The sequence below is a fragment of the Roseateles sp. P5_E11 genome, assembly GCF_054049355.1.
Map to the genome: position 1 here is coordinate 1 of NZ_JBFUMO010000425.1, position 5,233 is coordinate 5,233.

Annotated in this window: 4 protein-coding genes; 2 read left to right on the forward strand and 2 right to left on the reverse strand. The window is 67.4% G+C overall.

Translation table 11 applies throughout. From position 1 onward, the window contains the following. Nucleotides 1-372: 372 nt before the first annotated feature. Both ACXJKR_RS23705 and ACXJKR_RS23710 read left to right on the forward strand, forming a co-directional pair. The gene (locus ACXJKR_RS23705; protein ID WP_457324902.1) at nucleotides 373-2,199 is read left to right on the forward strand and encodes a rhamnogalacturonan lyase B N-terminal domain-containing protein; all 1,827 of its coding nucleotides are present in this window, start codon (nucleotides 373-375) and stop codon (nucleotides 2,197-2,199) included. Between the two features lie 11 nt (nucleotides 2,200-2,210). Then, on the forward strand, nucleotides 2,211-2,873 hold the full coding sequence (locus ACXJKR_RS23710) for a PEP-CTERM sorting domain-containing protein (RefSeq protein ID WP_457324903.1): 663 nt from the start codon (nucleotides 2,211-2,213) through the stop codon (nucleotides 2,871-2,873). A gap of 70 nt (nucleotides 2,874-2,943) precedes the next feature. Here ACXJKR_RS23710 and ACXJKR_RS23715 read toward each other — a convergent pair whose 3' ends face one another. Then, nucleotides 2,944-4,338, reverse strand: a complete 1,395-nt coding sequence (locus ACXJKR_RS23715) for an FGGY-family carbohydrate kinase (RefSeq protein ID WP_457324904.1) — start codon at nucleotides 4,336-4,338, stop codon at nucleotides 2,944-2,946. Continuing rightward, nucleotides 4,335-5,233: DeoR/GlpR family DNA-binding transcription regulator (locus tag ACXJKR_RS23720; protein ID WP_457324905.1), on the reverse strand; the 899-nt coding region annotated here is incomplete at its 5' end. The genes ACXJKR_RS23720 and ACXJKR_RS23715, both read right to left, overlap by 4 nt.

A 5,233-nucleotide genomic window follows, 5' to 3' on the forward strand; every position in this document is an offset into this window, starting at 1 on the left:
GAACTGGGCAGCGAAGGCGCCTTTGGCTGGGGCAGCGCCTATTTCCCGCAGTACACGGTGGACCCGAAGGAGCGCCTCGTCATCCTCTTCATGACGCAGCTGCGGCCGGCGGGCAATTCGACGCTGCATCTGCGCGTGCGCGGGCTGACGTATCAGGCGCTGATCAAGTGATCCGCAAGCGCGCGCTATACCGCGCAGCTATGGCAAACGCGGTGATAGCGCTCATCTGAGCGAAGAGTTGCGGGCGCACGAGCGGCGCTGTTCAAACGCTCATCTGGTTGAGTACACGCGGAGGCAGGCGCTGCCTACATTCCGCTCCGGCTGCGGGCAAGCCCGCAAACCGTGAACAACGACACAAGACCAGGAGACTTCATGAACACGACAAGCTCGCGCCGGCCTATGGCGCACTGGCTGGCCGCAGGCCTGCTCGCCGCGGCGGCACCGGCCGCGATGGCCGCCTTCAGCATCACCACCGTCCACGACAACAACAACGCGGCGCGGCCGCAGTACGTCATCGACACCGATGGCGGCCTGGTGTTCAAGGTGCGTGGCTGGGACAGCAGCAGCACCACGGCCATCGGCGACTTGTCCAGCATGGTCTACAAGGGCGTGGAGTACGCCGACCCCGCCCGCGGCACACAGCTCAACTCCGGGGCCGACTGGCTCTACAACGGCGTCAGCGCCGTGGGCCTGAAGGTGGAGGCCGTCAGCGCCAACGGCACCGTGACGCCGGCTTCCAGCAGCAACGGCGGCGTGGTCAACGCGAGCGACTACATCCGCGTCACCCTCACCAGCACCAGCACCAAGGGTGGCGTGCTGACGCACTACTACCTGGTGAAGAAGGGCGAGTCCAACATCCACATGGGCACGCACTTCACCGAAGAGCCGGACGTGCACGGCCTGGTGCGCTTCATCGCCCGCATCCCCATCGCCAAGCTGCCCAACGGCGGCCCGGTCAATGCGGCCGGCGGCCTGCGCACCTACAACGGTGAGAGCTTCTGGGCCGAGGACCTGCGCGGCACCAGCGGCGCCATCGAGGCCAGCSACGTGTTCGGCTTCCCGGCCACCRATGCGCGATACGGCCAGTCACGCTCCAAGCACTACGCCAACCGCCGGCTGAAGGACTGGGAGTTCGTCGGCGRCTCCGGCCCTGGCGTGGGCATCTGGTTCTGGCGCGACAACAACGAAGGCGGCTCCGGCGGCCCCTTCTACCGCAGCCTGCTGCAGCAGATCACCGACACGACCAACGAGCTGACCTACATCGTCAATTACGGCGAGGCCMAGACGGAAGCCTTCCGCATGGGGGTACTGAACACGTACACGATGATCTTCAACGACGGCACGGCCCCCACGGCCCGCCCCGACACCAGCTGGTACGGCAACGTGGGCCTGCTGGGCTACGTGCCTCCGGTGGGCCGAGGCTCGGTCAGCGGCGCCGGCCTGACGGGCCGCATCGCCGGCCTGCCCTACGCGGTGGGCTTCGCCAACGCGCAGGCACAGTACTGGGCCGACGCCGACCCCGTCGACGGCCACTTCACGGCCACGGGCATGCTGCCGGGCGTCTACACGATGACGGTCTACAAGGGCGAGCTGGCCGTGCAGACCGGCTCGGTGACGGTGACCGCCAATGCCACGTACGCGCTGAACCCGGTGGCCATCACGGCCGACCCCGAGGCCACGCCGACGCTGTGGCGCATCGGCCACTGGGACGGCACGCCGCAGGAGTTCATCAACGGCGACAAGCTGACCTTCATGCACCCGTCCGACGTGCGCATGGCGTCGTGGAATATCAGTCCCTTCGTCATCGGCCAATCCAATGCCGCAACGCAATGGCCCGCCTATCAATGGAAGGATGTCAACAACGGCCTGCAGGTGCGCTTCACGCTCAAGCGCGGCCAGAACACCGCGCCGCTGCGGCTGCGCCTCGGCACCACGGCCGACTTCGCCGGCGCCCGCCCACAGGTCACGGTCAACAGCTGGACGTCGGCCATTCCCGCCGCACCGCCCAAGGTGTCGCGCAACCTCACCGTGGGCACCTACCGCGGCTTCAACCGCACCTACAGCTTCGACATCCCCGCCGCGCAGCTGGTCGTCGGCACCAACGTGCTGACCATCAACACCGTCAGCGGCACCGCCGGTGCCGCCTTCCTGRGCCCGGCGCTGTCCTTCGATGCCATCGATCTGATTGCCGCGCAATGAACGCTCTTCCCATGAAAAACATCACCCTCCTCGCCTCTACCTTGCTGGCAGCCCACGTCAGCGCCGCCGTCGTGCAGACCACCGGCGCCGGCAGCGCCACGCCGAGCGCAGCGCACCTGACCTCCGCTGCCGACTTCGAGGCCAACATCAACCTGGACAGTCCCTGGTCAGAAGGCGGCCTGCTGTTCAGCCACACGGGCTTTGCCAACGACAACGGCGGCTGCGGCTATGCCGGTGGCAACTGCGTGGACCTGGGCGCCGGCGAGACCTACAGCCAGGCCTTCTCGGGCAACTACTTCGCCACCGCAGGCATGAACGCCTACCTGTCCATCCGCAGCACGGCACGCGACCTCAACGGCATCGAGTTCGCCGTCGATTCGGGCTACGCCAACATCTACCTGATGTGGCAGACCTGGCTGGACGGCGTGCAGACCGGCACCGGTCGCGTGTCCCTGGGCGCGGCGGGCATTGGCGGCGTACTCGGGCTGAGTGACGCCGTCGGCTTTGACGAAGTGCGGGTGTATGCCTTTGACAGCGCGACCGACASGAGCGGCTACAGCGTGCCRGCCATCGACAGCGTGCGCGCCTTCACTCTTCCCGAGCCGGGCTCGCTGGCCCTGGCCTCGCTGGCCGGGCTGGGTGTGGCCGGCATCAGGCGCCGCCGACGCGGCTGACGCCACCGCGACCCCAAGTCAAAGGGCCGGCCTCGCGGGAGGCCGGCCCTTCTTCTTCGTGGCTTGCAGATCAGTGCGCGCCGGTGCTCGTGCGCCAGGCGTCGCGGTAGGCCCGCCATCCCGGCAGGTTCAATGCGGCCACCGGCGCGGCTGCCGCCTCGGGCGCGCTGCCCCAGGCGTCCAGCAGCCAGGCGCCGCAGGTTGTGCCACTGCTGTCGTCCGACACGGTCACCTCACGGTCTTCGGCCAGGCCGGCAAGCAGCGGGCCGAACCAGGGGTTGGCCGTGAATGCGCCTTCGACGACGACACGGCCGGTGGTGCCCAGGGCGGCCAGGCAATGGTCGGCCATCAGCACGACGTAGAGCGTGGCCAGCGCGGCCTGTTCGGCGGGCGTCTGGGGTGCTGGGCCGGTGACACGGCCGGGCTGGCCCGCGAACGGGCCGCCGGTTTCGGCATAGCAGGGCAAGGCCAGGGTGCGCTGTGCAATGAGTCGCTGCAGTTCGTCCAGACCGAAGCTGGCCGGCTGCGCGCCGGCAATGGCACCGAATTCGCGCCCACCCATGAAGCGCATGCAGGGCACTGCGTCGCCAAAGACATCGCAGTTGGCCAGCATGTCCTGGGCCTCGACGAGAGGTTGGGTCGCCGAACCCAGGGCCGCCGCGATGACCCAGGTGCCGGTGGACAGCACCGTGCAGGGGCCGCTCTGCTGCAGGGTCAGCAGATGGCGCAGCAGCGAGGCATTGCTGTCGTGGATGCCGCAGACGATCTCGCAGTCGCCGGGCAGGCCGGTGTCCGCGGCCAGCTCGGGCCGCAGCTTGCCCAAGCGCGCCCAGGCATCGCGGCGCGGCGGGAACAGCTTCTCCCAGCCCAGGCGCTCGACCAGGCTGGACCAGCGGCCCACCCGGGGACGCCACAGGTCGGTATGGCAACCCAAGGAAGTGACCTCGCTCGCAGCCACCCCGCACAGCCGCCAGGCCCAGTACTGCGGGTACATCAGCACATGCCGGGTGCGAGCGAACTCCGCGGGGAATCTCGCCTGCAGCCAGTCCAGCTGGCGGCCGAGGTTGAGGCCGGCCGGCAGCCGCGGCGAACCGCTCTCGTCGAACGGCGGCCGCAGCGTGTCATAGCGAGCGGCATCGACGGCGTCGCCCGGCACATGCTCATAGTCAGGCACCGGCAGCACCAGGCCGGCGTCATCGATCAATGCCGCCGTCGCGCCATGGGTGACAGGCACGATGGCGCGGATGCACGCCAGCGTGGAAAGCTCGCGCAGCTGGTCCAGCATCCAGCCCCACAGCCTCTCGGTGTCGTGGTACGGATAAGGCCCGTCTCGCCGCGCGGTATTGGGCGTGCGCGCTTCGGCCAGCGTCTTGCCAGCCGCGTCGATGAGGGTCAGCTTGGCGTTGGTCTTGCCGATGTCGAGGACGACGGTGCCTGAAACGAGATCGCCGGCCGCAGGGCTCAAGACACCAGCCCCGCATGCCGGTGGTAGGAGCCCGACTCCAGCACGGCCGCATAGTCATGCGAGCTCAGCGCCGAAGCCTCCACCACGCGAGGGTCCACGGCTTCAGGCTCCACGGTGATGACGCGCACGCCGTAGTGCTCCAGCAGTTGCACGGCACTGTCGGACGCGCCGGTGTCGGTAATGACGGTGGACACGCGGTTCAAGCCGCACAGCACCAGGCCCGCCTTGCGCTGGAACTTGGAGCTGTCCACCAGCACGATCAGCTCCTCCGCCTGGCTGATGAGGCGCTTCTCCGCCTGGATCAGCAGCGGGTCGGCCTCCATCAGGCCCAGGATGGACAGCCCGTAGACGCCCATGAACATCTTGGCCGCGTAGTGGTGCTGGGCCACGTCGTTCTCGAACGGGCTGAGGATGACGTTCTGCTCGCGGTAAACCTTGCCGCCGGGCAGGATGATCTCGTTGTCGCTGGTGACGAGCAGGCGCTCGGCCATCAGGAAGGAGTTGGTGAGAATCTTCAGCCGCTTCTCGACGAGAAACTCCGCCATCATGAAGGTGGTGGTACCGCCATTGATGATGATGGTTTCTCCGTCATYGCACATCGAGGTGGCATAACGCGCGATGGCGCGCTTGGCGGCCGTATGTTGCTGGGCATTGTTTTGAAAAGTCTCGCTGGACAGCGTGTATGACTTTTTCTTCTGCTCCAACCTTTGCGCGCCGCCTCGAGTGCGGGTCAACTGGTTTTTTGCGGCCAGCCAGGAAATATCCCGCCGCACCGTCGCGGCCGAGGCCGACAACCAGTCCATCAATTGCTGAACGCTGGCGTGCTCGCGTTCGTCCAGCAGTTTGAGCAGACGCTTGTGACGCTTGTGATTGATCATGGGGATCACCTTTATCG